Consider the following 22782-nt stretch of genomic DNA (forward strand, 5'->3'; position numbering starts at 1 on the left):
TGGATCCGACACTGGGCGCTGAGCCGTGGCCCGCGCCCAGCGCCGCATTCATCGAGCAGGCGAGAACTTAGTAGCTTCGTAGTGCGTATCGCAAGTGAGGTCCGGTCACGCCGGTCTCACCAGCGGCAGTCAGCCGAGCCCTGGCGGGCAGGCGACCAGCAGCGGCAGCAGCGGCACCATCGCGGCCGCGGCGGCTACGGAGGCCCACAGGGCGGGATGCGCGGTCCTGCGCGGGCCGAGGACACGCTTCAGGCGGATCAGGGTGGTGTGGCCGCCCGCCGCCAGGGCGCCCTTCGGGGTGCGGGCCGTGGCCATCTCGTACATTGCGGTGGCCAGCACCTCGTGGGAGTGGCTGCGTAGAGCCCTGTCGTCGGCGATCATCTCCAGCAGCAGAGCCGTCTGCTCCCGGGCGTGGCGCGCCAGCGGCAGCCACCGGAAGACCGAGTAGAAGGCCTCCACTGCGGCCAGGACCAGGTGGTGGCGGCCCGCGATGTGGGCCTGTTCGTGCTCCAGCACGGCGCCGAGCTGCTCGGGTGTCAGTTGACGTACGGCCGCGTCGCTGATCACGATCCGGGGGCCGCGGCCCGGTAGGCAGTAGGCGGCGGGGACGTCGTAGGGCAGGACGGTGGCGCTCAGGTGGGCCGAGTGGCGGCCCACCAGGTCGACGGCTTCCCGGTGCTCGCTCCGGGCCCGACGGGCTCGTACGACGTGGAAGGCGAAGCTCGCCATGAGGGCGATTCCGATCGCGGCCGGAACGCCGACGGCCAGCCGACCTGCGACTTCCGGGTTCGGCTGCCCCGCGCCCACGTCCAGCCCGCAGGCGTGCAGGAGGCCCACCAGGCCCGCGTGCAGGTTCTCGGCCGGCATGGCCAGGCTTGCCGCGGAGAGCGCGGCTCCGAACGAGAAGGACACCGCCAGGGCGTGCCACACTGCTGCGGCCAGGGCGGGGGCTCGGTGCGGCCAGGCGGCGCGCAGGAGCAGGTACGGGGCGGCGAAGCCCACCGCTGCCGTGTAGCCGATCAGGGCGGGCGCCGCGTTCAAGAGTCCGCCTTCGCCTGGTCCGCCTGGCGTGCCGTGTTCCGCAGGGCCTTGCGCAGGGCGGCCTGTTCCTCCTCGGACATGTTCGCCACGAAGTGGACCAGTGCGGCCGGGCGGTCCTTGCTCTCTCCCAAACCGTCCTCCATGAGCGCGGCGGCGTACTGCTCACGGCTGCGGACCGGCGAGTACAGCCAGGCCCGGCCGTGCTTGCCGCGCAGCAGCCAGCCCTTGCCGTACAGGATGTTGGTGACGGTCATCACCGTGGTGTACGCGATCGGGCGGGTCTTGTTGATGTCATCGACTATTTCGCGCACCGTCGCCGGACGGTTCCACGTCCAGAGGCGATCCATGATCTCCGCTTCGAGATCTCCCAGCCGCCGCATGGCCTGACTTCCCTTCGCCACCGATTACGCAAGGCCATAGTAGACCGCCGTTCGGACAGGCCTTCGTGGCCACGCACGCCGACATCAGGCCGGGATCGAAGAGGCGGGTCACACGGGCACTGCCGGTTGGCGGCCCGGATCAGACCGATACCGGCCCAGGTGTCAGGGCGAACGGGGGTGTGAGGTTTCACACTGGTCACAGAATTGCCACAGGGCGCCCCGATCCGGCAGAGTCTGGGCCTCGTCAGGCCCCGCATACGACACACCAGTACCGCTAGCAACACAGTCCCACCCCTGCGTAGCGAGCGCCGTATGCCGCCCGGGAACACTACGTGGCACTCCCAGCAAGGGAGTTGCGCACCGGGCCCGTGCCTCCTGTGACGCGTCAGCATTCGGAGGCCAGCGCCAGGGGCACGATCGCGCCCGCGAGGTCACCCAATCTGGAGCGGGCGAAGCCGGAAGGAAACCGTGTGAGCCGGATACGGGGATTCGCAGTGGCCTCCGCCACCGCCGTCACCACCGTCGGCGCCGTCGTGGGTGTTGCCCAGGGCGGAACCGCTCAGTCATCGAACGACTTCGAAGCGGCTGCGGCCGACACGACCCTCCTCGCAGACATACCCGCGGGCCAGCAGGCGCAGGTCCAGGTCAGCTCGCTGGCCCAGCAGGCCGACGCCCAGGCCGTCGCTGCGGACGCCGCGACGAAGAAGGCCGCGGAAGAGTCCGCCCGAAAGCAGGCAGCCCGGGACGCGGCGGCCAAGAAGGACGCGGCGGAGAAGAGGGAGGCGGCGGAGAAGAAGGCCCGAGCCGAGCAGCTCGCCAAGGAGCGGGAGGAGGCCAGGGAGGCCGCCAGCCGCTCGTCGTCTCGTGACGCCTCCTCCTTCCCGGTTCAGAAGACGTACTCCGTCGCAGAGGTGCAGGCGATGGCCCGTCAGATGGTGCCCGCCGACCAGTGGCAGTGCTTCAGCAGCATCGTGGAGCGCGAGTCCAGCTGGAACTACCGGGCGGACAACCCCACGTCCGACGCCTACGGCCTCATGCAGGCGCTGCCCGGCTCGAAGATGTCCTCCGCCGGCGCCGACTGGATGACCAACCCGGCCACTCAGATCAAGTGGGGCCTGAACTACATGAACAGCCGCTATGGCGGCCCCTGCGGGGCGTGGCAGTTCTGGCAGGCCAACAACTGGTACTAGACCAGCCTGGCAGTCCGCGAGGTCTCCGAGTCCATGCCCTCAGCCGACTCCGGGGGCAGCAGCTCCGGGGTGACCAGGTCTGTGCTGCTGCCCTTGCTGATTGCCGCCGAGCGAAGCCTGTCCCGGGGGAGCAGGCGGCCACGGCCCTGCTGATCTGGATGCCCTCGCGGCGCGGGCATGTCCGTTGCAGGACCGGGCGTCGAGGCGTACGCCGGCGTGGGCACGGTCGCTGTCGACGGTCCACTACCCCACGTATGTCACGGTGCGGCAGCTCGCGCTGCTGCGCGTCTCGCCCACCGCATGCCGGTGATCCGGCACCTCAGTCCGCTTTTCTTACGCCTCGCCGCCCATACCCGCCTGCGACATGCCTAGGTCAGAGAGCCACGTTCCGACGAGACGGGTCACCCCCGCCCGCGTCGGCCGCGACTTCCGGCAATAGTGGCCATGCGCATCGACGTAGCGCGCGTCACATTCCGCAGTTATCGGATCTTGTCGTCCGGTGACGTCCACCACAGGCGATTTGCCCCTTACTAGGCGGAATAGTGGCGAAGAAGGCGATAAAGGCAGGGTTTATCACCCAAGGCTTGAGGGGCCCTTTCGTGCCAGCCTCCAAGCCGACAGGACGCTGCCGGACGGGCGTAGTTCGCCGCTTGCCTGGGCGGCCCAGCCCCTCCACAACAATGGCCTGATGGTCGTTTTGGGGCTATTTGCGCAGAAGGTGCGGGGGCAACGCGCGTTGGAATCCCACCGCCCGTCCACGGCCTTGGCTAGTAGAAAGGCCCTTTGAGCACCCACGGGAGCTCGGGTTACCAAGGAGCGGCCCGCCCGGCACGGCTTGCGTGTCGGGTCCGTTCATGCCCGGAGGTAATCCCGAATGTCCCAGCGCACTCACTCCCGCAATCCCGTCTCGCCCCTACTCCGCACTCGCGCGGCCGTCATAGCCGCCGGCCTCGGAGCGTCGGCGCTGCTCGGAGTGGGCACCGCGGTGGCTGCGGAAACCGGCAAGACCGCCACCACGCTGGCCGGCTCGGTCACGGCCCAGGCCGCTGAGAAGTCCGCCAAGCAGGCTGCCGCCGTGAAGAAGGCGGCGAAGAAGGCACCCTCGTGGGCCGTCCCGGTCAAGAAGTACAAGCTCACCGCCGGCTATGCCCAGACGGGCAGCAGGTGGTCGTCGACCCACTCCGGGCAGGACTTCGCTGTGCCTCTCGGCACGCCGGTCGGCGCCGTGCGCGGCGGCACCGTCGTCAAGGCCGGCCCGAACGGTGGTGGGGACGGACCGGCGTACGGCAATGCTGTGGTGATCAAGCACGGCAACGGGAGGTTCTCGCAGTACGCGCATCTGTCCCGGATCGATGTGAAGATCGGGCAGAAGGTGAAGACCGGGCAGACCATCGCCCGCTCCGGCAACACCGGCAACTCCAGCGGCCCGCACCTGCATCTCGAGATTCGTACGAGCCCGAACTTCGGCTCTGCCATCAACCCCCTCGCCTTCCTGCGCTCGCAGGGCGTCACCGTCTGACGCGGTCAGAGGCGTGGGCCAGAGCGCTGTTGTCAGAGGGTCTGCTTGCGCCTGGCGGATCCGCCCGTGCATCGCCGGGGCGTTCGACTACGCCCCGGATAGGCGCCGCTTAGCTCTGCTGCCTAACTGCTGGGCGTCGGGCCGGGGTGGCCGTGTTCGCCGAACCAGCGGGCGAGCCTGCCACGGCGGCCGACCGCGCGCAGTCGGCGTTCGGCGGCGTCCCGTACGGCTGGCGTGGTGACCAGCAGCAGTTCGTCTCCCGTACGCAGCACGGCCTCCGGGCGTGGGACGATCGTGGCGCCTTCCCGGACGATCAGCGTCAGCACGGTGGGCGGGGGCAGGCGCAGTTCGAAGACGGCCACGCCCATGAGGCGGGACCCTGGCGGGACGGTGACGGTGAGCAGGTCGGCGTCCAGCACGTCCAGCGGCGCGGTTTCGACCTGGACATCACGCAGCGCACCGGGCCGGGCAAGACCGAGTCTCCGGGCGGCGACGGGCAGGCTGGGGCCCTGCAGCAGGGTGAAGAGAACCACTTGGACGAACACGATGTTCAGCAGGTCACGGGCACCGTTGACGCCCTCGACGGTGGGATAGGTGGCCAGCACGATCGGGATCGCTCCCCGCAGTCCGGCCCAGGAGACGAACGCCTGCTGCCGCCACGGCAAGCGGAACGGCAGCAGACAGACCAGCACGGACACGGGTCGGGCGCCCAGCAACAGGACCAGCCCGACCACGACGGCCGGCCAGATCGCGGAGGGCAGCTGGCGGGGGGTGACCAGCAGGCCGAGCATGACGAACAGGCCGATCTGGGCCAGCCAGCCGGTGCCCTCGGCGAACGAGCGGGTGGCGGCACGGTGCGGCAGCTTGGCGTTGCCCAGGATCAGGCCGGACAGGTAGGCGGCGAGGAAGCCGCTGGCCTCCACGGCCCCGGCAGCGGCGAACGCCGCAACACCGAAGCCCACGGTTGCCAGCGGATACAGCCCGGTGGAGGGAAGCGCGATGTGCCGTAGACCAATGGCTCCCAGGCACCCGATGGCCAGCCCGAGCACCCCGCCCACGCCCAGCTGGTAGACCACGTTGCCGACGACGTGCGCAAGGTCGGGCGAATCACCCGCCCCCGCGCTGAAGACCAGCACCAGGATGACCGCGGGCGCGTCGTTGAACCCGGACTCCGCCTCCAGCAAGCCGGTCACTTTCCGCGGCAGCGGCAGGGCACGCAGCACCGCGAAGACCGCCGCGGCATCGGTCGGAGCGACGATCGCACCCAGCAGCAAGGCCAGGGTCCATTCCATCCCCAGCAGCCAGTGCGCCCCGGCCGCCGTGACCACCACCGACACGGCCACCCCCACGGTGGCCAGCACCCCGGCGGGCAGCAGCAGCTCTCTCACCTCCGTCCACTGCGTGGTCAGACCGCCTTCGACGAGAATCACGCCCAACGCCGCCGTGCCCAGCGACTGAGCCAGCCCCGCGTCGTCGAACTCCAGCCCTATGACGTCCTCGCCGACGATCACACCGACCGCCAGGAACAGCAGCAGGCCAGGCAGACCGATCCCGTGTGCCATGCGAGCCGCAGCGATGCTGACCAGCAGCACCGCACCACCGACCAGCAACACCAGATACATCTCGTGCAGAGTCACAGTGCCGCCCCGATCCAGACATCGGGCAGCCGGCAGCCTGTGTCACCGACGGGACGAACCGGGGCTGCTCCGGCGGCCACGGGAACCTCCTCATCCGATGGACCAGCCTGGCACTCGAGCGGGCCCAGGTAGGTTGGTCAGGCAAGGTCACCGTGCCGGCGCCATCGATCCGGGCACAGCAGGCCGCGCTCGCCGCTGCGAATCTGTTTCGCCCGAGCGGGGCAGCGTCCGTCCGTCGGGCAGCTTCCGACACGGCGATCCGTACTTTCATGCGATGCCGACAGACAACAGGCCTGCCGACCAGGCTCTATGCCCTCGCGGGCTGTCTGACCTCCCTGGGCAACGAAGCCCGTCGCGCAACCATTTGTCGAGTGCTGCTGTGGTTTCGTTCATGATGCGCGATTCCCGCAATCCGCACATGGCTTGTTAACGCGCGTGATGCAGGGAGGGGTCAGTGTTGTGTCGCGGGGGACGCTAGGATCACGGCGTGGTTACGAACTGGTCTCCCCGCGGAGCGCAGCGGACACGCCCATGGGCTGCCCTGCTGCATCTTTTCGGGCTGGCCACATTGCTGTTCGGCCTTGTATACGCCCACAGTGTGAGCACCGAGGGCGTCGCAGGCCACATCAACGCCACTGCGGCGACCACGTCGCAGAGCGCCGTCGACGGTCAGGTCACGACCCTGGTCACCCATGGTGAGCAGGCGCTCGAAGCCTCACCGCTCGATCCGCACGACCACGACGATGCTCCCTCCCACCCCGCACAGGAGTGCACGCCGGGGCAGCCGCAGCAGGGGGTCACCTTCGGGGCTCCCTGCCCCTCTCCACTGAGCGAGGAACTGCTGCCCCACGGGGTGGACATCCGTCGGACGTCCCCGGAAGGGGCAGGGGTGACTGTCCCGTCACCTCTGGAGTCCAGAGCATCAATCGTGCTGCAGGTCTAGATTCGGCACGCCTCCCGCCGGCCACTTCCCCGCACGTAAGCGAACGGACCGCTAATGTCCGTTGTGTGCGATCTTGGAAGGATTCTGGCGCCCGACTTCCCGCACGGCCGCTTACAGGCTGAACGGACCGGACGACGGCGCTCGCCCACTGCTCGCCGACCTGTTGCTGCTCCTCCCTGCCCTACAGGGCTTGGAGACGGCTGCCGCACGGAGGACCTGTGCCGAACGCCCCCTCCCCCGCCCGTCTGGCCCAGCCCGCTGCGCCATCGCCGCGCCGGTTGCTGGCCTGGGTGCTGGGCGCCTTACTGCTGACGGGGCTCTTCCACTGCCCTGCCCTGTCGCACGACGGGGATCATGGGCACCTTGCTTCGGTTGTGCTCACTGGTGACGCAGCGCCCGATGCCGGATCTTCACTTGAGAGTGAGTCTGAGCATTCACACAGCGGTACGTCCTGCTCCTCCCCCACCCTGGTCCCCCAGGTTCAGGGTGGGTCGGATGCGCCGACCCGCGCGGGTTCACTGCTTTCCGGCGCCGGAGTGCCGGCGGTCGCGGCCCTGGGGCTGTCTCCGGTTCGGCGCAGACCAGGAAGGCACCCGATAGCGACGCCCGGCCGCTCGACGCTCACGATCGTCTGTCGGTGGCGGATCTAGACCTCTCGGTCGCAGCCGTAGGCAACGGCTGCCGCGTGCCGCCCGCGGAGGCGGGGACTGCTCCCTGCCCTGGTCGGGCCGCATGCGAGATGAGCGAACACCCCTCGCACCTCATCGAACGAGAGCGGACAATGCATTCTCCGACCACTGACATGACACCCCCCACCCGCTCTGCCCTGTCCGGGCTGGTCGGCAACACCCCGCTGCTGCGGGTATCGGAGCCTCTCGCCCCGGAGGGGCGAGGTTTCTGGGCGAAGCTGGAGGGCTTCAATCCCGGCGGTATCAAGGACCGTCCGGGCCTGCACATGGTCGAACGGGCCCGTTCCCGCGGTGACCTGCGGCCGGGCGCCCGGATCATCGAGTCGACCAGCGGCACGCTCGGCCTGGGGCTCGCCCTGGCCGGCATGGTCTACGGCCACCCCGTCACCCTGGTCACCGACCCGGGCCTGGAAATGTCCATGTCCAAGCTGCTGATGGCGTACGGCGCCCAGGTCAACGTCGTCTCCGAGCCGCACCCCACTGGGGGCTGGCAGCAGGCGCGCCGGGACCGGGTCGCCAAGCTGATGGAGCAGCACCCCGGTTCCTGGTGCCCGGACCAGTACAACAACCCGGACAACACGACCGCCTACACCCCGCTGGCCCTGGAACTGGCCACGGAGCTGGGCCACATCGACGTGCTGGTGTGCAGTGTGGGCACCGGCGGGCACTCCGCCGGAGTCTCCCGGGTGCTCCAGCAGCTCTACCCGGATCTGAAGCTGGTCGGGGTGGACACCATCGGGTCGACGATCTTCGGTCAGCCCGCCCGGCCCCGGCTGATGCGTGGCCTGGGCTCCAGCATCTACCCGCGCAACGTGGCCTACGACAACTTCAGTGAGGTGCACTGGGTCTCCCCGGCCGAGTCGGTGTGGACCTGCCGCCAGCTCGCCTCTTCCCACTACGCAACGGGTGGCTGGAGCGTTGGCGCGGTAGCGCTGGTGGCGGGCTGGCTGGCCCGGACCCTGCCCGCGGACACCCGGATCGCCGCGATCTTCCCCGACGGCCCGCAGCGCTACCTCGGCACCGTCTACGACGACGACTACTGCGCCGCCCACGGCTTGCTCGACTCCCCGCCCGCGCCAGAGCCGGAGGTGATCGGCCGCCTGGACGAGAAGGAGGTCACCCGCTGGACGCGATGCGAGAACGTCGTGGACCCGCTCACCCTGACCGACTCCGAGCCGCGCTACGACGTGGCCGCTCCGCTCGACGCATCCGAAACGGAAACCGAGGCGTCCAGGGACAGCGACACCGCCGAGCAGCGTGACGACGTCGACGGTGCTGAGGAGGACAACCGGTGAGGAGCACCCTCGCACAGGTCCGTTCCTACGAACGCAGCGTCCAGCTGTTGATGGTGAACCAGTTCACCATCAACCTCGGCTTCTACATGCTGATGCCGTACCTGGCGGCGTATCTGGCCGGTCCCGTGGGGCTGGCGGGCTGGCTGGTCGGCCTGATTCTCGGCGTGCGGAACTTCAGCCAGCAGGGCATGTTCCTGCTCGGCGGAACCCTGGCCGACCGTCTCGGCTACAAGCCCATGATCATCGCCGGGCTGGTGCTGCGCATCGTCGGCTTCGCGACCCTCGGACTCGTGGAGTCCGTACCCGCCCTGCTGGCCGCTTCGGCGGCGACGGGACTGGCCGGGGCCCTGTTCAATCCGGCGGTACGGGCCTATGTGGCGGCGGACGCGGGTGAACGCCGGGTCGAGGCGTTCGCGCTGTTCAACGTCTTCTACCAGGCCGGGATCCTGCTTGGCCCGCTGGTGGGCATGCTGCTGACCGGTGTGAGCTTCCGCGTCACGTGCCTTACCGCGGCCGGGATCTTCGCTCTGCTGAGCATTGTCCAGATCCGGTCCCTGCCTGCCCGCCGGGGCGACGACGCCAAGCGTGGACAGGACCAGGAGGGCGTGCTGTCCCAGTGGCGGGGCATCGTGTCCAACAGGCCGTTCCTGCTGTTCTCGGTTGCCATGATCGGCTTCTACGTCATGCAGTTCCAGGTCTATCTGGCCCTGCCGCTGGAGGTACGGCGCCTGGGTGGCGACGGGACGTTCGGCACGGGGGCGGTGGCGGTGCTGTTCGCCGTCTCGGGGTTGAGCACCATCCTCTTCCAGACCAAGGTGACCGCCTGGTGCAAGGCCCGCATGGAACCGGGCCGCGCGCTGACCTGGGGGTTGCTGACCATGGGGCTGGGGTTCGTTCCGCTGCTGGTGGCCACTGCGGTCCCGGTACCGGACGGTGGGGTTGGGCTGTGGTTGCTCGCGGCCGTGCCGCCGGCGCTGTCCGCGCTGCTCCTCGCGATCGGCACGATGATCGCGTACCCCTTCGAGATGGACACCATCGTCCGCCTCTCCGGCAACCGCCTCGTCGCCACCCACTACGGCCTGTACAACACCATCTGCGGCATCGGCATCACCCTCGGCAACCTGCTGACGGGTGCCGCGCTGGACGCCGCACGGGCCGCGGGGATGTCCGCGCTGCCGTGGGTGGCGCTGGTCGCACTCGGCCTCGCCTGCGCCGCCGCCCTCTACGGGCTGCACCGCACGGGCCGCCTGGCTCAACCGGTGCGCGAGGCGCAGCCAGAGCCCGCGAACGCATAACACGACCTCCTGTGCTGGAGGGGACGGACCGATTCTCCTTCCGTCCCCTCCGGCCGGTCACCCCTGCCTGCACTCCGCCGGTCCATGCAAGAGACCTCTGCCTCCGGGCCGGCGTCCTCCTGAAGACATGAAGGACTGAAAACTCCTGTGAGCCCGAAGCCCGTCGTACTCATCGCCGAACAGCTGTCACCCGCCACCGTCGAAGCCCTGGGCCCCGACTTCGAGATCCGCCACTGCAACGGCGCCGACCGCTCCGAACTTCTGCCTGCAATCGCCGACGTCGACGCGATCCTGCTCCGCTCGGCCACCAAGGTCGACGCCGAGGTCATCGCCGCCGCGAAACGCCTGAAGGTCGTCGCCCGCGCCGGCGTCGGCCTCGACAATGTCGATGTCACCGCAGCCACCCAGGCCGGCGTGATGGTGGTGAACGCACCCACCTCGAACATCGTCACGGCCGCCGAGCTCGCCTGCGGCCTGATCATCGCCACCGCCCGCAACATCCCACAGGCCGACGCCGCCCTGAAGAACGGCGAGTGGAAGCGCAGCAAGTACACGGGCGTGGAGCTGAGCGAGAAGACCCTCGGCGTCGTCGGCCTCGGCCGCATCGGGGTCCTAGTCGCCCAGCGCATGTCGGCCTTCGGCATGAAGATCGTCGCCTACGACCCCTACGTCCAGCCCGCGCGCGCCGCGCAGATGGGCGCGCAGCTGCTCTCCCTCGACGAGCTGCTGGAGGTCTCGGACTTCATCACCGTGCACCTGCCCAAGACCCCTGAAACGCTCGGCCTCATCGGCGACGAGGCGCTGTACAAGGTCAAGCCGACCGTCCGCATCATCAACGCCGCGCGCGGCGGCATCGTCGACGAAGAGGCGCTGTTCTCCGCGCTGAAGGAGGGCCGGGTCACCGGCGCCGGCCTCGACGTGTACGCGACGGAACCCTGCACCGACTCCCCCCTGTTCCAGTTCGACCAGGTCGTGTGCACCCCGCACCTCGGCGCCTCCACCGACGAGGCCCAGGAGAAGGCGGGCATCGCCGTCGCCAATTCCGTCCGCCTCGCGCTCGCCGGTGAGCTGGTGCCGGACGCGGTCAACGTCCAGGGCGGCGTCATCTCCGAGGACGTCCGCCCCGTCCTGCCGCTCGCCGAGAACCTCGGCCGCATCTTCACCGCACTCGCCGGTGAGGTCGCGGTCCGCCTCGACGTCGAGGTGTACGGCGAGATCACCCAGCACGACGTGAAGGTGCTGGAACTGTCCGCCCTCAAGGGCGTCTTCGAGGACATCGTCGAAGAGACCGTCTCCTACGTCAACGCCCCGCTGTTCGCGCAGCAGCGCGGCGTCGAGGTCCGACTGACCACCAACTCCGCCTCCCCCGACCACCGCACTATGGTGACCGTCCGCGGCACGCTCACTGACGGCGAGGAGATCGCGGTCTCCGGCACCCTCGCGGGCATGAGGCACATCCAGAAGATCGTGTCCGTGGGAAAGCACGGCATCGACCTCCCGGTTGCCGACCACCTGATCTTCCTGCGTTACTCGGACCGCCCCGGCGTCATCGGCACCGTCGGCGGCATCCTCGGCCAAGCCGGTATCAACATCGCCGGCATGCAGGTGTCGCGTTCCGTACCGGGCGGTGAGGCGCTCATCGCCCTGAGCGTCGACAACACCGTCCCGCCGGACGTTGTCGGCGAAATCGCCCAGGAGATCGGCGCCACCTCCGCCCGAACGGTCAGCCTCGACTGAACCAGATGGTGGCCCACGGCCACTGCAGCGCTCGCTGAGCAGCCCAGAGTGCCGTTCAGCGAGCGCTGGGCGTCAGCTCCCGAAGTTCGGTGTTCACTGCCAGTGGCCTTGGGTCGGGAGTGTTCAATGATCGGCGGATCCGATGATCAAGGAGACGCCAGACGAGCGACACCACCATCGAGCAGATACCGGGCAGCGAGCCGACGGCGGTCGTGCCGGCGAGTGACGAGCAGTTGGTCGCGATGCTCGTGGACCGGGCCCGCAGCGAGGGTCTGCAGCTGACCGGGGAGGGCGGGCTGCTCCAGCAGCTGACCAAGCGGGTCCTGGAGTCCGCCCTGGAGGGCGAGATCACCGATCACCTCGGATACGAGAAGCATGACGCCGAGAGCCGGGGCAGCGGCAACTCCCGCAACGGGACGCGGGCGAAGACGGTGCTGACCGATGTCGGTCCTGTCGAGGTGAAGGTCCCCCGGGATGTGGCGGGCACGTTCGAGCCGGCCATTGTCAAGAAGCGGCAGCGGCGCCTCTCCGGCGTGGACGAGATGGTGCTGTCGTTGTCCGCGAAGGAGCTCACCCACGGCGAGATATCCGCGCACCTGGCCGAGGTCTACGGCGCGAGCGTGTCCAAGGCCACGATCTCCACGATCACCGACAAGGTGATGGACGGCAGGGCGGAGTGGTCCAACCGGCCGCTGGACCGCGTCTACCCGGTGCTGTTCGTGGACGCCGCCAACGTGAAGATCCGGGTTCTGTCGACGATCTTGTGATCCGGACGGTTGAGCGGGCTGTGCCGACTGTTCGCGATCATGCGTCGGGTGTTCTCGTGATGTGCTCCTGGAGCTGTTTCCGTACCTGTCCGCGCTGCTGATCGAGGAGGTCGAGCGACAGCCGGACGAGGTAGTACTGCGGGCACGCGTGCGGTCGACGACGGGGGCCTGCCACTGCGGTCATAGCTCGTCGCGGGTGCACGGCGGATATGTACGCAAGCTGCGCGATGCCGCTGTGGGCGGTCTCGGTGTCGTGATCGAGTTACACATACGTCGCTTCCGCTGTGAGAATCCCGCCTGCACGGCAGTGACGTTCGCCGAGCAGATCGCGGGACTGACGACTCCGCAGGGCCGCTATACCCCTTTGCTTCGCGGGCTGTTGACGCAGATCGGATTGGCGCTGGCCGGCCGGGCAGGGGCCCGCCTGGCGGCCGCGGTCGGCATCACGGTGGGCAGGGACACCTTGCTGCGGATGGTCCGGGCCCTGCCCGAGCCGGAAATCGGCGAGGTTGAGGTGCTCGGTGTCGACGACTTTGCCTTCCGCAAGGGCCGCCACTACGGCACGGTGCTGATCGACATGGCCACCCACCGGCCGCTGCATCTCTACGACGGCCGCGACGGCGAGGACCTGGCCGCCTGGCTCCAAGGCCATCCCGAGGTGAAGGTCATCTGCCGGGACCGCTCCAGTGGTTACGGGGAGGGCGCGCGGGTCGGGGCGCCCCAGGCCCAGCAGGTCGCGGACCGATATCACTTGTGGGCCAACCTCGGCCAGGCGGTTGAGAAGACGGTCAACGCCCACCGCTCCCACCTGGCAGAACCGCTTGCCGCAGCGGAAGACGGCCCCGGCCACCCGGAAACGGAGCCCGAGGTGGTGCAGCCGTCGAAGGAGCTGAAGATCGTGACCCGGCTGCGGGAGCAGCATGCCGCCGCCCACGAGCTGTGGGCCCAGGGGATGTCGAAGGCGGCGATCGGCCGGAAGCTCGGGCTGCACCAGGCCACCGTCCGCAAGCTGGTCAACGCCCGCTCCGCTGATGATGTCGTCGCCAAGACCCTGCAGCGGGCGCATGTCGTCGACCCGTACGTCGGCTACCTGCACCGACGCTGGAACGAAGGCATAAGAAATGCCGCACAGCTCCACCGAGAGATCCAAAAACTCGGCTATCCCGGAGGCGAGTTGGCCGTCCAGCGTCATCTGCGGCGCTACCGCACCGGGCGCGGGCACGCACCCGCCGTCGGCCCCAAGCCTCCCTCGGTCCGCGAGGTCACCGCATGGATCATGACCCATCCCGAACACCTCCACGACGGCGATGCCGACAAGCTGAACCGCCTGCGTGAGCGCGACCCCGAACTGGACCGGCTCACCGGCCACGTCAGGAAGTTCGCCGTCATGATGACCGCACGCCAAGGCGACCGGCTCGAAGAGTGGATCGCCGGCGTCGAGCACGACACCCTGGCTCCACTTGCGGGCTTCGCTCGCAACCTCCGCCGCGACTTCGGCGCCGTCCAGAACGGCCTGTCCCTGCCACATAGTTCTGGCGCCGTTGAAGGCAACATCAACCGGCTGAAGATGCTGAAACGCCAGATGTTCGGCCGTGCCGGCCTCGATCTCCTTCGCAAACGCGTCTTGCTCGCACGGTGACAACCTCCGCGCTGGATCACAAGATCGTCGACAGAACCAAGATCCGGGACGGGCAGGTCGCGAACCGCCCGATCTACGTCGTGATGGCGGTCACGGCCGAAGGGCGCCGGGACATCCTGGGGATCTGTGCCGGTGACGGCGGCGAGGGCGCGAAGTACTGGCTGAGCGTCTTCACGGATCTGAAGAACAGGGGCATCGACGATGTCCTGATGCTGGTCTGCGACGGGTTGAAGGGCCTGCCGGAGGCGGTGGAGACGGTCTGACCTCGAACGATTGTCCAGACCTGTGTCGTTCACCTGCTGCGGAACAGCTTCGGGCACGCGGCCCGCCAGGACTGGGACAAGATCGCCAAGGCGCTCAAGCCTGTCTACACGGCCCCGAACGAGGCCGCCGCGGCCGAGCGGTTCGGGGAGTTCCAGGAAGCCTGGGGCAAGAAGTACCCGGCGGTCATCCGGCTGGGAGAACGCCTGGGCCGAGTTCGTGCCCTTCCTCTCCTTCGACGTCGAGATCCGCAAGGTGATCTGCTCGACGAACGCGATCGAGTCCGTCAACGCCCGCATCCGCAAGGCCGTCCGGGCCCGCGGACACTTCCCCAACGAGTCCGCGGCCCTCAAGTGCGTCTACATGGCGCTGATGAGCCTGGACCCCACCGGCAAGGGCCGCAAGCGGTGGACCATGCGCTGGAAGGCACCCCTGAACGCCTTCCAGATCGCCTTCGAAGGCCGGCTCACCCCGGCCGCCAACTGCCCCCTACAGAAACTGGATCAGCCGTCTAGTGGACACACCCCAAGGTGGTTAAGGGAAACTAAAGTGAACGGAGCGACTCTGATCTATGCCCTGAAGTGTGAGCACTGGAAGGTCGGTGAACGTGAAGAACGGGGAATCCGCCTGGGCAGTTGGTCTGTTCGGCACTGAGCAGGTAGGGCTTGTCCAGGAACGGCTCAGGCAGGCCTTGGTCGATATGCAGGCCAATGCTCGGGCGGCGCAGAACGAGGGCGGAGTCGACACCAACCATCCGTACGGCTGGACCCGTTGGCCGGGCTCGTACACGCAGGTGGCTCGGCAGTTCGGGGACGTAGAAGCATGTTGGTCGGGGCCTGCTGTACCCGTTCCGCTTCTCGACGGAGGACACGCCCATCCGCAGCGCGAAGCTGCCCTCCGTGGGTCCCTTCATCCGGGAGTTGTTCACCTTCGCTCCCAGGCCCTCACAGACCAGCATCTTCGACGAACACCCCGACCTCGGACCTGGCTCGGTCGAGGTCCGTGCCCGGCTGGCGTCGCTTCCGGAGGGCACCCAGCTGGTGCTCGTGCCGTATGCGTGTAACCCGCGCGGTCTTCTCAAGCCTTATTGGGGCGTGGTCTCCCTCGTCGACGAGGAGGGCACGCTGGAGTGGGTGACGGCGCCGGAGCCCCTGCCCCTGGCGGCCGCCCCTACCCGGCGTAGGCTCAGTGTCATTCCGCCGCAGGTGAGCACTTTGCAGCACGCCAGCTTCGACTCCGGTGAGCGGCCTGTCCCGCTGCTGTTCGCCCGGCCTGACGGGGAGCAGGGGCGGGACGTTCCGCCCATGACCGAGCCGGAACCGATCGAACCGTTGGCGCACGAGGACGATGAGAACTGACCAGCCCCTCCTGCCGGGCATGGCGGAGCGCGGCACCACGCCGCGGGCCGTCTACGACGCTTTTGACCCGGCCCGTCTCACCCAGGCAAGGCGTCTGGCTGGGATGACCAAGAAGGATGTCGCCGAACGCTTGGGGGTGAGCCCCGCTGCCGTCGGCCAGTACGAGACGGGAGTGTCCAAGCCCCGCCCCGACCTCTTGCCGCGCCTTGCGGACGTTCTCGACGTGCCGATGCCGTTCTTCATCGCCGGCCGTCCGAGCCACCGGCTCGACGCCTCCATGGCCCACTTCCGTAGCCTGCGTAGCACCCCTAAGGCACAGCGGGAACGGGCCCTCGCCTTCGCCGAGCAGATCTGGGAACTGACCTACGCCTTGGAGAAACGGGTGCAGTTGCCGCCCGTTGACCTCCCCGGATTTACCGGGGGCGAAGTGCATCCTGGCCTGGCCCTGCCGCAGGATCCGGCGGCAGCCGCGCGGGAACTCCGTCGGCAGTGGGGCCTCGGGGACGGCCCCGTTACCCACCTCGTACGGCGCATGGAAGCCCATGGCATTGTGGTCGTCTCGCCGTCCGCCGCCGATGAGGCGGCCCGAACCGTCGATGCCTTTTCCTCCCGCTGCGCTCGTCCTCTGGCCGTACTGACCCCCAACCGCGCCGACGACGTCTACCGGCACCGCTTCACCGCCGCCCACGAATTGGGGCACCTTGTCCTGCACGGCGACGCCACCGGTGACAGTCGGCAAGAGCGCGAAGCCGACGCTTTCGCCGCGGAGTTCCTCACTCCTGCCACGAGCATCGCCCCCCCCTGCTGCCCCACCGCCTTGATCTGGCACGGCTCGCCGAACTACGCAGAGTCTGGGGCATCAGTGTGAAGTCCTTCATCTATCGCTGTCGGGAACTCGGCATGATCTCCGATGCGACGGCTAGAGGTTGTCCCGTATGCGGCGTGAGTTATCCGGTGAGGGCCAGGTTGTGGAGCCGGGCGATGCCGAGCATGGCCTGGTGCACGCCGTTGCCCTTGAGCCGGCAGTCCCGCAGGATCTTCCAGTTCTTCAACCGCGACAGGGCGTGCTCCACCCGGGCTCGGGCCCGGCGGTGGACAGCATTCTCCGCTTCCTGCTGCGGGCTGAGGTGCGTCTGACCTCGTCGTTTGCGGTGCGGGATGAGCAGGCCGGTGCCTTGGTAGCCGCCTTCGGCGATGATCGGTGCGCCGCGGCAGGCCCGGTCGACGCCGGACTCCGTGAACGCACGGCAGTCGTTGCGGCTGCCGGGCAGCGGCAGGCCGATCGCCACCACCAGACGGCTGTTGGCGTCGATCACGACCTGAAGGTTGGTCGAGTAGCGATAGTTCTTGCTGGACGCGGCGATACTGCGGTCGCGGGTGGGCACCAGGGTCCCGTCCACGATGTAGACGGTGTCCTTGCGCGGCCGGCGGGCCGGCGAGATGGCCAGCAAGGGCGCCAGGTGATCGAGGATCCGGTCGGCCGCAGACTTCGATACCCCGAACAACGGCGCCACCTGCCGCAACGTCAGGTTCGTGCGCCAGTACGTCGCCACCAGCAACACCCGGTCCTCCAGCGGCAGCCGCCACGGACGGCCGCGCTGAACGTCACCACCGCGACGCCGCACCAACGCCACCAGCCTGATGAACTGCGACTCGGTCAGCCCGGAGAACGGCTCGATCCACTTCGGATCATCCGCTGAGATCACCCCACCCATGCCCAGCCAACGCACCAACCGCCCCACCGGTTACGGGACAACCTCTAGCCGGGGTTACCAACGGCTGCGCACGCTCGAGGACCAGCCGGGATTCGCCGCCGAGCCTGTCGACGGCTTCCCCGGTGAGCAGCCTGTGCTCCTCACCCAGGCCTACGAGCTGGCCGAGAGGGAGAAGGGCCTGACCATTCCGATCCTTGCTGAGGAACTCGCCTGGCATCCGGCGCGCGTGCGCCAGCTACTCGGGGTACCCGACAGTCGACCTGTCCTCCGGCTGGTGTGACCTGTTTCGGTGCCGTGGGTCAGCGTGCGGCGGTGCACTGGCACAGGTCTCCGTGTGGCACGAACAGTCGGCATGGTTTCCACCTGCGACCCGACCCAGTAAGGATGACGATCATCGGGCCATTCGCTGTCCCAGCCTCGGACGGCGAGTGGTCGTTCCGTTGAGACCGGGCCAGCGGTCGAGGGCGACGAGATCCGGGAGCCGTCGTCCTCGCCGAGGCAACCCGCTGGCTGTCAGCTCGCCCGAGATGCACGTTGTATTGCGCGAGCCTGGTGGCCCGTATCTGGCCGCCATGGAGCTGGCGGCCGTCGTCGGCGACCGCCCGTCCGTGCCCGGTGAGCTGGTCCGCGCGTTGTGCGAGCGCCACGACCACCTCAACTCCGTACGCACCGCTGCGAATTGGACCAGGCTGCTGTACTCATGTCGCCTCCGCGAGTATCGGAGGGTCTGATCGCGGCGCTGCTCGCACATCGGATGTTGGACCTGCGATCCACTATCCTTGCATACCCTCCCTGGGTATGTTACCGATCGGTGATGACGAGCGCCTGATGCGGAAGGTGGAAACGGGATGTTCCGGTTGTTGGGACGGTGGTCCCGGTGACGGTTCGCGGATTCGCGACGGCGGGCTACGAGGCGGTGCGAGAGGTCTTCGAGCGGCTGGTCGGGGAGGGCGCGGAGAGCGGCGCGGGGGTGTCGGTGTGGCGGGACGGCGCCGAGGTCGTGCGGCTGTCCGGGGGGTGGGCCGATGCAGACCGGCGGCACCCGTGGGAGGGGGACACGCTGGTCCAGCCCTATTCGCTGTCAAAAACGTTCGTGACACTGGCCGCTCTGGTGGCAGTGAGGGACGGGGCGCTCACGCTGGACGAGCCCCTGGCCGCGCATTGGAAGGGGTATGGGTGCGGCGGAAAGCGTGACACCACGCTCCGCCAAGTCCTTACGCATCGGGCGGGCCAGCCGCGTTTTCCGGCTGAGGCGGCCGGGATCGACCTGCTCGACGATGACCGGCTGCGGGCGAGTCTCGAGCGGGCGGAGGCGGAGTACGTGCCAGGTGCCTCCCTGGGGGAGCACGCCCTGACCTACGGCCATCTGGTCGACGGCATCCTGCGAGCCGCGGCGGGGACGACGCTGGGGAGATGTTCAACCAGGTGGTGCGGCCGACACTGGGACTGGATGCCTGGTTCGGGGTGCCGACGGAGCACCTGGATCGGGTGGCCGACCTCGAATACGGCCGGCCCGACTGGCCGCAGCAACTCCACGCGGAGCCGTGGCTGCGCATACCCGTCGGAGCGCTGGACCCGGGACGGGTGAACTCTCGCGCCTGGCGGCAGTCGGTCTTCGGTGCGGTCAACCTGCACACCACCGCTTCGGCCATGGCCGCGTTCTTCTCCACCCTCACCGACCAGGACGGGAAGCTGCGCGCCCTACTGGGCCCCGACCTGCACACCGAACTGCTCACCCCCCAGGTCACCGGGTACGACGAAGTTTTCGGTACCCGGCTGACGTGGACGCTCGGCTTCATCCGCGACCGCGGCAAGATCGCCAAGGGAGGAATCGGGGGCTCGGCCGCATGGTGGTCCCTGCGCCACGGCCACGGCTGTGCCTACCTGACACGGCGGCTGGAGGACCACTCCCGCGCTGGACAGATCGCTGCCGCTCTGGGGGACGACTTGGCTGTGGTCGGCGAAGACTGAGAGGTCGCTTTCTCGGCAGCAAGCACTAGCTTGATCTGCGGCTGACGTGGCACACCGTTCAGGGCCCTCACCACCGCGACCAACGTCAACGGCGGCATCCAGACCCTCGCCCTGGTGGACAGCGGATCCACTCGCCCATCGGCTACACCACACCGGAGCAAGGCAGGGTTCGCTGGCATCAACGGCTGGATCTCGTGGCATAAATGTGAGTGTCGGGGCCAGAGGGGGCACCCCAGTCGGGACTGGCTCTTCTGGCCCAGACGCCTGCTGTGAGCGGGCGGGCTCGACGAGTAACCACTCGTTGGTGGAGCCGTTTCGATAGCCTCAGCGTGAGGCTATGACGTCGGCGTTTCCCTTATGCACGGATTGCAGCAACTCGCGTACGAGAACGCCGACCTCGCTGCGCGTGGCTTTGGGGTCCGCGGACTCGCCGATGACCATGGCCGCTTCGCTGAGCATCCGGAAGAGCACGCGCGTCAGCAATGGGCTCGGTTGAAGCCGTGTCTGCCCGGACGCAGCGAGTTCCCGCAGCATGGCGTCCAGCAAGCCCATCATGCGGGCCTCCAGCTCACGGCAGCGCTCCCAGCCCAGCACGACCGGTGCCTGCTGCAGGCAGATGCGCTGGTACTCGAGGTCCAGGCAGGCATCGAGGTAGGCGTCCAACCCACGCATGAGGCGCGCCCAGGGCCCGCCCTCGCCGGCGCCGGCTCCCATGACCGTCTCGGCGATCCGGTCGTTGACCGTCGCCAGGACCTCCTCGAACAGCGCCCGCTTGCTGGCGAAGTGGTGATAGAGGGCGCCCTTCGTCAGTCGTGCCGCAGTGGCTACCTCATCCAGTGAGGTCTGGGCGAAGCCCTTCTCGGTGAACAGCCGCAGGGCCGAATCCAGCAGTGCGGCCCGGGTCGCCTCCACGTACTCCTGGCGTCTTCCCTTGACAGTCATAACCACGAGGATATTCCATACTCGGAGTATCTTGCCAACCATGAGAATGTTTCTCTCCGCCCTCAGGGGGACCCATGCTTGCCCGACTGGCGTCGCTTGCACTGCGACGACGCCGATTCGTCCTCGTCATCGCCGTCCTGGGATTCGCCATCGCCGGGGCCATCGCCTCTCCGGCCATGAAGGTCCTCTCCGCCGGCGGCTTCGAGGACCCGGACGCGGAGTCGTCCGTCGCCGTCGAGGTCCTTCGGGACCGCTTCGACACCGGTGACCCCAACTTCGTCCTGCTGGCCCGCGCGCCAGGGCAGGTGGACTCAGGCGATGCCGTCGCCGACGGCCAAGCGCTTACCGAGAAGCTCGCCGAGCAGAAGGGCGTCGTCGAGGTCACCTCGTACTGGACCTCCGACCGCGCGGCCGATCTCCGCTCGAAGGACGGGCGCTCGGCTCTCATCCTCGCTCGCCTCGACGGAGACGACGACGAGGTCCTCAAGACGGCCAAGAGTGTCGCCCCGCTCGTCACGGGAGATCAGGGCGTGCTCGAGGTCAAGTCGGGCGGACACGCTGAGTTCAACCGGCAGGGCTCCGAGCGCATCACGAGCGACCTGACCCGGGCCGAGGGTATCGCGGTGCCCGTCACGATCCTGCTGCTGGTGCTCGTCTTCGGCTCCGGCGTCGCCGCGCTGCTTCCGCTCGCGGTGGCAGGCGTGTCGGTGGTCGGCTCGCTGGCGGTGCTCCGGCTGCTCAACGAAGTGACCGGGGTATCGATCTTCGCCATCAACCTCTCCACGGCACTGGGGCTCGGCCTGGCCATCGACTATTCGCTGTTCATCGTCAGTCGGTACCGCGAGGAGCTGCGCAAGGGGCATGACACCGCCGCGGCCCTGCGAATCTCGCTGCGTACGGCGGGCCGTACCGTCGTCTTCTCGGCGCTCACGGTGCTGTTGTCGCTGTCGGCACTGCTGGTCTTCCCCCTCTACTTCCTGCGGTCGTTCGCCTATGCGGGCATCGCGGTGGTGTTCTTCGCGACGCTGGGAGCGATCGTTCTCCTGCCGGCACTGCTGGCCGCCCTCGGTCCGCGGATCGACAAGTTCGACGTGCTCGCCAAGCTGCGCCGAGGCGGCTCCGGCAAGCAGCCCAGCCGCCCGGAGGACGGGTTCTGGCACCGACTCGCCATGGCCGTCATGCGACGCCCGGTGCCGGTGCTCACCCTGGTCCTCATCGCCCTGGCCGTCGTCGTGATGCCCTTCACCAAAGCCTCATTCGGCCTGCCTGACGACAGGGCGCTGCCCAAGGACATGGCCGCGGCACAGGTGGGTGCCGCCACGCGCACCGACTTCCCGTCCTTCGCCGGGCAGGAGCTCAAGGTCGTCCTGCCCGACCGCAGGCCGGACGACGCAGCCTTGACCTCGTACGCCGAGTCACTGTCCAAGGTGTCGGGCATCGACCGCGTGGACACGGCCACTGGAAGCTTCCGCGACGGCGCCCGCATCGCGCCGCCCGCCGCGGGCGCGGGGTCCCTCTTCACCGACTCCAACGGCGCCTGGCTCTCCCTTGCCACGGGAGTCGAGGCCTACTCGGAGGCCGGCCAAGACCTCGTCTCCGACGTGCGGGCGACCGGTCCGCCGCAGGGCACCGAGGCACTCGTGGCCGGACCTGCCGCGACCTACGCGGACACGCTGGACAGCCTGTGGTCCGCTCTGCCGTACGCCGCTCTGATCATCGCGGTGCTGACGTTCGTCCTGCTGTTCCTGTTCACCGGCAGCGTCGTCATGCCGGTCAAGGCGATTCTGCTGAACCTGCTGAGCCTGACGGCTACCTACGGGGCGATGGTGTTCGTCTTCCAGGACGGTCATCTGCAGTGGCTGGTCGGCGATTTCACCGTCACGGGCCGTATCGACGTGACCATGCCGATCCTGATGTTCTGCATCATTTTCGGCCTGTCCATGGACTATGAGGTCTTCCTGCTGTCGCGGATCAAGGAAGAGTACGACCGCACCGGAGACAACCGCGCCGCCGTCGCGGCAGGACTGGAGAGCACAGGACGGATCGTGACAGCGGCGGCAGGTCTTCTGGCGATCTTCTTCCTCGCCCTTGTCAGCGCCGGTGTCACCCACGTCAAGATGCTCGGCCTCGGCACGGCACTCGCCATCCTCATGGACGCCCTGGTCATCCGGGGGCTGCTCGTGCCGGCCTTCATGCGGCTGGCCGGACGGGCCAACTGGTGGGCCCCCGCGCCGTTGCGGCGCATCCACGAAAGGATCGGCTTCAGCCACGGCCCGTCCTCTGGCGAGGATGAAGCCGCCCCCAACTCCGCCGATGACGTCTCGCCGACGCAGCATGCCATGCGGTGAGTCAGTTGTGAGCCTGGGGGCCGCGTCTGCCCGTTGGACAGCAGGCCGGGAGCGG

General features: G+C 68.4%; 17 protein-coding genes and 3 pseudogenes. 15 read left to right on the forward strand and 5 right to left on the reverse strand.

Annotation, left to right across the window (positions count from 1 at the left end; genetic code table 11):
• Positions 1 to 129: 129 nt before the first annotated feature.
• Positions 130 to 1041: a M56 family metallopeptidase gene (locus tag ABZ078_RS21265; RefSeq protein ID WP_189906344.1), complete on the reverse strand. Its 912-nt coding sequence runs from the start codon at positions 1039 to 1041 to the stop codon at positions 130 to 132.
• Positions 1038 to 1421, reverse strand: a complete 384-nt coding sequence (locus ABZ078_RS21270) for a BlaI/MecI/CopY family transcriptional regulator (protein ID WP_189906342.1) — start codon at positions 1419 to 1421, stop codon at positions 1038 to 1040. Before ABZ078_RS21270 ends, ABZ078_RS21265 begins: the two co-directional genes overlap by 4 nt.
• A 470-nt stretch (positions 1422 to 1891) precedes the next feature.
• On the opposite strand from ABZ078_RS21270, the gene ABZ078_RS21275 reads away from it, so the two are divergent.
• Complete coding sequence (locus ABZ078_RS21275) at positions 1892 to 2611, forward strand: transglycosylase SLT domain-containing protein (protein WP_355274062.1); 720 nt, start codon at positions 1892 to 1894, stop codon at positions 2609 to 2611.
• 874 nt (positions 2612 to 3485) lie between these two features.
• Entirely contained in the window at positions 3486 to 4130 is a 645-nt protein-coding gene (locus ABZ078_RS21280; protein WP_189906340.1) for a M23 family metallopeptidase, read from the forward strand.
• A gap of 122 nt (positions 4131 to 4252) precedes the next feature.
• Here the strand turns inward: ABZ078_RS21280 and ABZ078_RS21285 are convergent, their stop codons facing one another.
• On the reverse strand, positions 4253 to 5767 hold the full coding sequence (locus tag ABZ078_RS21285; RefSeq protein WP_189906338.1) for a potassium/proton antiporter: 1515 nt from the start codon (positions 5765 to 5767) through the stop codon (positions 4253 to 4255).
• A 598-nt stretch (positions 5768 to 6365) separates the two neighbouring features.
• On the opposite strand from ABZ078_RS21285, the gene ABZ078_RS21290 reads away from it, so the two are divergent.
• The 9 genes and pseudogenes from ABZ078_RS21290 (at position 6366) to ABZ078_RS21330 (ending at position 16619) form a co-directional block, all read left to right on the forward strand.
• Positions 6366 to 6710 carry a hypothetical protein gene (locus ABZ078_RS21290; protein ID WP_189906336.1) on the forward strand — a complete coding sequence of 115 codons (345 nt, stop codon included), beginning with the start codon at positions 6366 to 6368 and terminating at the stop codon, positions 6708 to 6710.
• A gap of 781 nt (positions 6711 to 7491) precedes the next feature.
• Positions 7492 to 8694, forward strand: a complete 1203-nt coding sequence (locus ABZ078_RS21295) for a PLP-dependent cysteine synthase family protein (RefSeq protein ID WP_189906334.1) — start codon at positions 7492 to 7494, stop codon at positions 8692 to 8694.
• Positions 8691 to 9989: an MFS transporter gene (locus ABZ078_RS21300; protein WP_189906332.1), complete on the forward strand. Its 1299-nt coding sequence runs from the start codon at positions 8691 to 8693 to the stop codon at positions 9987 to 9989. The genes ABZ078_RS21295 and ABZ078_RS21300 overlap by 4 nt, the downstream gene beginning before the upstream one ends.
• A gap of 147 nt (positions 9990 to 10136) precedes the next feature.
• Positions 10137 to 11726, forward strand: a complete 1590-nt coding sequence (gene serA / locus ABZ078_RS21305) for a phosphoglycerate dehydrogenase (RefSeq protein WP_189906330.1) — start codon at positions 10137 to 10139, stop codon at positions 11724 to 11726.
• Between the two features lie 242 nt (positions 11727 to 11968).
• Positions 11969 to 12472, forward strand: a pseudogene (locus tag ABZ078_RS21310) (transposase); the annotation flags it as partial.
• Between the two features lie 82 nt (positions 12473 to 12554).
• Positions 12555 to 14132: an ISL3 family transposase gene (locus ABZ078_RS21315; RefSeq protein WP_356577357.1), complete on the forward strand. Its 1578-nt coding sequence runs from the start codon at positions 12555 to 12557 to the stop codon at positions 14130 to 14132.
• A gap of 38 nt (positions 14133 to 14170) precedes the next feature.
• Positions 14171 to 14867 (forward strand): annotated as a pseudogene (locus ABZ078_RS21320) (IS256 family transposase); the annotation flags it as partial.
• A gap of 425 nt (positions 14868 to 15292) precedes the next feature.
• On the forward strand, positions 15293 to 15751 hold the full coding sequence (locus ABZ078_RS21325) for a hypothetical protein (RefSeq protein WP_356577359.1): 459 nt from the start codon (positions 15293 to 15295) through the stop codon (positions 15749 to 15751).
• Positions 15741 to 16619: an XRE family transcriptional regulator gene (locus ABZ078_RS21330; RefSeq protein WP_356577361.1), complete on the forward strand. Its 879-nt coding sequence runs from the start codon at positions 15741 to 15743 to the stop codon at positions 16617 to 16619. The genes ABZ078_RS21325 and ABZ078_RS21330 overlap by 11 nt, the downstream gene beginning before the upstream one ends.
• 79 nt (positions 16620 to 16698) lie before the next feature.
• On the opposite strand, the gene ABZ078_RS21335 is transcribed toward ABZ078_RS21330, so the two are convergent.
• On the reverse strand, positions 16699 to 17466 hold the full coding sequence (locus ABZ078_RS21335; RefSeq protein WP_189906328.1) for a transposase: 768 nt from the start codon (positions 17464 to 17466) through the stop codon (positions 16699 to 16701).
• On the opposite strand from ABZ078_RS21335, the gene ABZ078_RS21340 reads away from it, so the two are divergent.
• From ABZ078_RS21340 to ABZ078_RS21350, 3 genes and pseudogenes are all read left to right on the forward strand, one after another.
• Positions 17465 to 17746, forward strand: a complete 282-nt coding sequence (locus ABZ078_RS21340; protein ID WP_355274085.1) for a hypothetical protein — start codon at positions 17465 to 17467, stop codon at positions 17744 to 17746. The two genes, ABZ078_RS21335 and ABZ078_RS21340, sit on opposite strands and share 2 nt — an antisense overlap.
• A gap of 247 nt (positions 17747 to 17993) precedes the next feature.
• A complete protein-coding gene (locus ABZ078_RS21345; RefSeq protein WP_189906326.1) occupies positions 17994 to 18197 on the forward strand; it encodes a hypothetical protein in 204 nt (67 codons plus the stop codon).
• A gap of 245 nt (positions 18198 to 18442) precedes the next feature.
• Positions 18443 to 19437 (forward strand): annotated as a pseudogene (locus ABZ078_RS21350) (serine hydrolase domain-containing protein).
• 324 nt (positions 19438 to 19761) lie between these two features.
• On the opposite strand, the gene ABZ078_RS21355 reads toward ABZ078_RS21350, so the two are convergent.
• Positions 19762 to 20379 carry a TetR/AcrR family transcriptional regulator gene (locus ABZ078_RS21355; protein ID WP_189906323.1) on the reverse strand — a complete coding sequence of 206 codons (618 nt, stop codon included), beginning with the start codon at positions 20377 to 20379 and terminating at the stop codon, positions 19762 to 19764.
• 74 nt (positions 20380 to 20453) lie between these two features.
• Between ABZ078_RS21355 and ABZ078_RS21360 the strand changes: the two genes are divergently transcribed.
• Positions 20454 to 22727: an MMPL family transporter gene (locus tag ABZ078_RS21360; protein WP_189906322.1), complete on the forward strand. Its 2274-nt coding sequence runs from the start codon at positions 20454 to 20456 to the stop codon at positions 22725 to 22727.
• Positions 22728 to 22782: the final 55 nt, after the last annotated feature.

It is taken from the genome of Streptomyces sp. NPDC006385 (genome assembly GCF_040612485.1).
Taxonomy (GTDB): domain Bacteria; phylum Actinomycetota; class Actinomycetes; order Streptomycetales; family Streptomycetaceae; genus Streptomyces.